At 69.4% G+C, this 5,889-nt stretch carries 5 protein-coding genes; 2 read left to right on the forward strand and 3 right to left on the reverse strand.

Features of this window, described 5'->3' with window-relative positions:
• The coding region (gene ssb, locus QZW52_RS18195) for a single-stranded DNA-binding protein (RefSeq protein WP_294001319.1) at positions 1–544 on the reverse strand (544 nt) is incomplete at its 3' end.
• 113 nt (positions 545–657) lie between these two features.
• On the opposite strand from ssb, the gene recQ reads away from it, so the two are divergent.
• Both recQ and QZW52_RS18205 read left to right on the forward strand, forming a co-directional pair.
• Positions 658–2,595 carry a DNA helicase RecQ gene (gene recQ / locus QZW52_RS18200; protein ID WP_294001321.1) on the forward strand — a complete coding sequence of 646 codons (1,938 nt, stop codon included), beginning with the start codon at positions 658–660 and terminating at the stop codon, positions 2,593–2,595.
• A gap of 118 nt (positions 2,596–2,713) precedes the next feature.
• Positions 2,714–4,027 carry a carboxylate--amine ligase gene (locus QZW52_RS18205; protein WP_294001324.1) on the forward strand — a complete coding sequence of 438 codons (1,314 nt, stop codon included), beginning with the start codon at positions 2,714–2,716 and terminating at the stop codon, positions 4,025–4,027.
• Positions 4,028–4,030: 3 nt separating this feature from the next.
• Here QZW52_RS18205 and QZW52_RS18210 read toward each other — a convergent pair whose 3' ends face one another.
• Both QZW52_RS18210 and dxs read right to left on the reverse strand, forming a co-directional pair.
• Positions 4,031–4,342 carry a hypothetical protein gene (locus QZW52_RS18210; protein WP_294001327.1) on the reverse strand — a complete coding sequence of 104 codons (312 nt, stop codon included), beginning with the start codon at positions 4,340–4,342 and terminating at the stop codon, positions 4,031–4,033.
• A gap of 51 nt (positions 4,343–4,393) precedes the next feature.
• A partial coding sequence (gene dxs, locus QZW52_RS18215) for a 1-deoxy-D-xylulose-5-phosphate synthase (protein WP_294001329.1) occupies positions 4,394–5,889 on the reverse strand: 1,496 nt, incomplete at its 5' end.

A 5,889-nucleotide genomic window follows, 5' to 3' on the forward strand; every position in this document is an offset into this window, starting at 1 on the left:
CGTCATCCATGTCATCAAACCCCGTCGATGACTTCGGCGCAGGGGCCGGTGCCGGGCGTGGCGCGGGCGCCCGCGGCGGGGCGGCGGGCGGACGGGGTGCTGCCGCACGCGGAGCCGGTGCTGGCGAATAGCCACCACCGCCACCACCCATGTCATCGCCATACTCGGAGCTGCCGCCACCGCTGCTGCGGCCACCGCCACCGCTGTCTTCTCGCCCGCCCAGCAGTTGCATCGTCTCGCCGACGATCTCGGTGGTGTAGCGGTCGTTGCCGTCCTTGTCCTGCCACTTGCGGGTCTTCAGGCGGCCTTCGATGTAGACCGGGCGGCCCTTCTTCAGGTACTCGCCCGCGATCTCGGCCTGGCGGTCGTACATGACCACCGAGTGCCATTCGGTTTCTTCGACGCGCTCGCCGCTGTCCTTGTTCTTCCAGTTGCGCGTGGTGGCCACACGCAGGCTGCAGATGGCCGAGCCACTGGGGGTGTAGCGCATCTCCGGGTCGCGCCCGAGATTGCCGAGGATGATGACTTTGTTGACGGAGGCCATGGCCGCTCGCTCCTTTGAAAACGTGTGAGATTGTGCCAGTGCTGCAGACGCGGGCAGATCCCCCCGGAGAGGGATCGAAGCCCACCGCCCACCCGGCTACCATCGCGCCCCGTATGCACACCGCCACCCCCACCCCTGCCGCCATCTCCGCCACCGCCGCCACCGCCGCCCGCGAGGTGCTGGCCGATGTCTTCGGCTATCCCGCCTTCCGCGGCCAGCAGCAGGCCATCGTTGACCAGCTCATCGGCGGCGGCGACGCGCTGGTGCTCATGCCGACCGGCGGGGGAAAAAGCCTGTGCTACCAGATCCCCGCCATCGTCCGCCACCGCGCGGGGCGGGGCGTGGCGGTGGTCGTCAGCCCGCTGATCGCGCTGATGCAGGACCAGGTGGGTGCGCTCGACGAGGTGGGCGTCGAGGCGGCGTTCCTCAACTCGACGCTCACCCCGCAGCAGGCCGCCTCGGTCGAGCAGGGGCTGCTGTCGGGCCGGCTGACCATGCTCTACGCCGCGCCCGAGCGGCTGCTGACCCCGCGTTTCCTCGCCATGCTGGAGTCGCTGCACGCCCGCGGCCAGCTCTCGCTCTTCGCCATCGACGAGGCGCACTGCGTCAGCCAGTGGGGCCACGATTTCCGCGAGGAATACCTCGGGCTGTCGGCGCTGCACGAGCGTTTCCCCGACGTGCCGCGCATCGCCCTGACCGCGACCGCCGACGACCACACCCGCGCCGACATCATCGAGCGGCTGCAGTTGCAGGACGCCAGGCTGTTCATCAGCAGCTTCGACCGCCCGAACATCCGCTACACCATCGTCGAGCGCGACAACGCCCGCACGCAACTGCTGCGCTTCCTGCGCGACGAGCACGAAGGCAATGCCGGTGTCGTCTACTGTGGCAGCCGCAAGAAGGTGGAAGAAACGGCGGCGTGGCTGCAGGACGAGGGCATCCCGGCGCTCCCGTACCACGCCGGGCTGGATGCGGGCGTGCGCAAGCGGCACCAGGACCGCTTCTTGCGCGAGGAGGGGCTGGTGATGGTGGCGACGATCGCCTTCGGCATGGGCATCGACAAGCCGGACGTGCGCTTCGTTGCCCACCTCGACCTGCCCAAGAACATCGAGGGCTATTACCAGGAAACCGGCCGCGGTGGACGTGACGGGGCGCCGGCCGATGCGTGGATGACCTACGGGCTGGCCGACGTGGTGAACCAGCGCCGCATGATCGACGAGAGTCCGGCTGCGGACGATTTCAAGCGGGTGCAGCGCGGCAAGCTCGACGCGCTGCTGGCGCTGGCCGAGGCGCACGACTGCCGGCGCGTGCGGCTGCTGGCCTATTTCGGCGAGGACAGCCAGCCCTGCGGCAACTGCGACAACTGCCTGCACCCGCCTGTCACCTGGGACAGCACCGACGCCGCCCGCAAGGCCCTGTCCTGCATCTACCGCTTCGTGCAGCATGGCCGCGAGGCGCACGGGGCGCGCAGCTTCGGCGTGGCCTACCTGATCGACGTGCTGCGCGGCAAGCGCACCGAGAAGGTCGATCAGTACGGCCATGCGTCCCTGAGCACCTTCGGTATCGGCGCCGACCTGAGCGAGCAGCAGTGGCGCGCGGTGCTGCGGCAACTGGTGGCGCTGGGCCACGTCGTGGCCGAGGGCGACTACGGCACGCTGTCGCTGACCGACACGGCACGCACGGTGTTGCGCGGCGAGGTCCGTCTGCGGATGCGGACACCGGCCGAAGCACCGCGCCGCAGCCGCTCGCGGACCCGCGGTGGCGTGGCCGACAGCACCGCGCCGCGTGGCCAGAAAGTGGCGCCGGCCGATCTCGACGCGCCGCAGATCGCCCGCTTCGAGGCGCTGCGCCAGTGGCGTGCCGACGTGGCACGGGCGCACAGTCTGCCGGCCTACGTCATCTTCCACGACGCCACGCTGGCCGAGATGGCGCGCCGCCAGCCCACCTCGCTGGCTGAACTCGGCCACATCAGCGGTGTTGGCGCGAAGAAGCTGGACGCCTATGGGCAGGATTTGCTGCGGGTGCTGGAGGCCGGTGCGGCTGGTTCGTGATTTTTTGATGGCACTGCTTCCTTGGGGGCCGGGTTCCGCGTGTGCCGTGTGTGTCAATTGTTTCATTTACGGTAAAAGAGGGGCTGTTTTCATGTGACCGCAAGGTCTGTTGTCGCGCATGTCCAGCCGTACTGACCCGTTGCTCCTTCCCGCCGTGGTGCTGTCCTGCCAAGGAGCACCTGAAGCCGATCTCAACTTGGTGCGTGCCCTTGGCGAGCAAGGGGTTCCAGTCATCGTGGTGGCCGAGGAAGCGCAGCCGCCATCCCGCCATTCCCGGTACTGCGTGGCCTTCCACCACCTGCCCGACTTCACGCGCGACCCGGCGCGCCTGCTGGTCTTGTTGCGCGGGCTGCAGGCGGAGCACCAGGCGCTGCTGCCAGTGTTCCCCTCCGCCGATCCCGATCTGGCCGCGCTGCTGGCGCTGGAACTCCCGCTCGCCACCGTCTGCCGCAGCGTCACGGCGCTGCCCGACGTGGCACGTCTGTTGATGGACAAGCGAGCCTTCGGCGTGGTGGCGGAGCAGCTTGGCCTGCCCGTGCCGCGCACCTTCAGCCCACGCACGATGGAGGCCGCCGCCGCGTTGAGCCACACGGTGGACTATCCCGTCATCGTCAAGCCCACCCACCCCGTGGCCTGGAAACACCCGGGACTCGATCCGGCCGTGGCGCGTGCCAAGGCGCTGCTGGTGGACGATCCTGCGGAGCTGATGCGGCTGTGCGGCCTGCTGGCGCCCCATGGGCTGGAGGTGCTGGTGCAGGAGTACATCCCCGGCCTGGACGAAGAACACTACAGCGTGCATGTCTACGTCGATCCCGAGGGCTGCGCACAGGCGAGCTACACCGCACGCAAGTGGCGCACCTTCCCGATCCATGCCGGCAGCGGGTGCCATGTCGAGAGCGTGCATTGGCCGGCGCTGGAGTCCGAGGCGGTCGAGATCCTGCAGACGCTGGGCTTTCGCGGCATCGCCAACATGAACTTCAAGCGCCACGCCCGCACCGGGCGTGCCATGCTCATCGAGATCAACCCGCGCACCAGCCAGACCAGCATCCTGGCGGCCCGTGCCGGGGTGAACCTGGCGTGGCTGGCGTACCGCGCCACCTGTGCCTTGCCGCGGCTGCCCGCGGCGCCACGGCGTTTCGGGCTGCGCTACCTCAACGCCGGACTGGATTTCCACGCCTTCCGTGCGTACCGGCGCGTCGGCGAGTGGGGGTGGGGTGGCTACCTGTCGACAGTGCTGCGGCCAGGGCTGGTGTACCAGTACGCCAGTCTGCGTGACCCCAAACCGCTGTGGCATCTGGTGCGGTCCCTGCTGGTGCGGCGCTTTGGCGCGCCAGCAGCGGCTTCGGTACCGCGCAGCGGCACCATGCCCGACGGGTCGCACCAGGCCGGCCCCGTCGCCGACCTGCCCAGCATCATCGACCGTCCGGGCTGAGGGTCAGCGCACCACGCGGGTGATCTCGCGGGCCTGTACCTCGATGACATCGTCCGATGCGGTGGTGCGGCTGCGTGGGGTGGCTCGGGCGCCCATGCCACCGGTCCAGCCACTGCGGCCGTGTCCGCGCTGGAAGCGCAGGATATCCTGCAGCGTCGGGCGCCGGCCGCGCAGCAGGCTCCACAGCGTGTAGGCCCCCGCGACGACGACGCCGGCCACCAGCAGGCTCATGAAGAACACCGCGCCCGCCGCGAGCAAGGACAGGCGCACCACCAGGCGGAGCAGGCCGCCAAAACCGTCAGAGAGGACATGCATGGGCGGTTCGATTCGGTTGGTGCTGAACAAGTTCCGGGGACTGGGGTGTCTTCAGGCGTTGGCCACCGGGCGCAGCAGCCCGACCTGACCAAAGCGTTGCCGCACCGAGGCTTCGATGCCCGCTGCGTCCAGCCCGCACTGCGCGAGCAGGAAGGCCGGGTCGCCGTGTTCGATGAAGCGGTCGGGCAGACCGAGGTGCAGCATCGGCACGGTGATGCCGGCGGCGTTGAGGTGTTCGGCGACCGCGGAGCCGGCGCCGCCCATGGTGCAGCCTTCTTCCACCGTGACCAGCGCGTCGTGCGTGCGGGCCAGTTCCTCGACCAGCGCGCCGTCCAGCGGCTTGACGAAGCGCATGTTGGCGACGGTGGCATCCAGCGTTTCACCCGCGGTGAGCGCCGGGTAGAGCAGGCTGCCGAAGGCGAGGAGGGCGATGCGCGGGCTGCCCGGTCGGCCGGCGACGAGGCTGGCGGTGCGGCGCACTTCGCCACGGCCCCACGGCAGCGTCTCGAAGCTGTTGCCCGTGGCCGCGACCGTGCCGACGCCGCTGCCACGCGGGTAGCGCACGGCGACCGGGCCGTCGTGGCGGTAGGCGGTGGTCAGCGACTGGCGCAGCTCGGCCTCGTCGGCGGGGGTCAGCATCGCCATGTTCGGGATGCAGCGCACGAAGGCGATGTCATACGCGCCGGCGTGCGTCGCACCGTCCGCACCGACCAGACCGGCACGGTCGAGGGCGAACACCATCGGCAGGTTCTGCAGCGCCACGTCGTGGATGAGCTGGTCGTAGGCGCGCTGCAGGAAGGTCGAGTAGATGGCGACCACCGGGCGCGTGCCCTCGCAGGACAACCCCGCGGCGAAGGTCACGGCGTGCTGTTCGGCGATGCCCACGTCGAAGTAGCGGTCCGGGAACCGCTTGTGGAACTCGACCATGCCCGAGCCTTCGCGCATCGCGGGCGTGATGGCGACGAGCTTGGGGTCGGCCGCCGCCATGTCGCACAGCCAGTTGCCGAAGACCTGCGTGAAAGTCGGCTTCGGGGGCGTGGCGGGCTTGACCAGGCCGATGGCGGGGTCGAACTTGCCGGGGCCGTGGTAGGCGATGGGGTCGGCTTCGGCCAGCCTGTAGCCGTAGCCCTTCTTGGTGACGACGTGCAGGAACTGTGCGCCCTTGCGGTCGCGCAGGTTCTCCAGCGTCGGGATCAGTGCGTCGAGGTCGTGGCCGTCGATCGGGCCGACGTAGTTGAAGCCGAATTCCTCGAAGATCGTGCCGGGCACGACCATGCCCTTGGCGTGTTCCTCGAAGCGGCGGGCCAGCTCCAGCAGTTGGGGCGTGTTCTTCAGCACCTGCTTGGCGCCTTCGCGGGCCGAGGCGTAGAACTTGCCGCTCATCAGCCGGGCGAGGTACTTGTTGAGCGCGCCGACCGGTGGGCTGATCGACATGTCGTTGTCGTTGAGCACCACCAGCAGGTTCGGCTCCTGCCCGGCGTGGGGCATGCCGCCGTTGTTCAGTGCCTCGAAGGCCATGCCGGCGGTCATCGCACCATCGCCGATGA

This window comes from Sphaerotilus sp. (genome assembly GCF_013299175.1).
GTDB lineage: Bacteria > Pseudomonadota > Gammaproteobacteria > Burkholderiales > Burkholderiaceae_C > Sphaerotilus.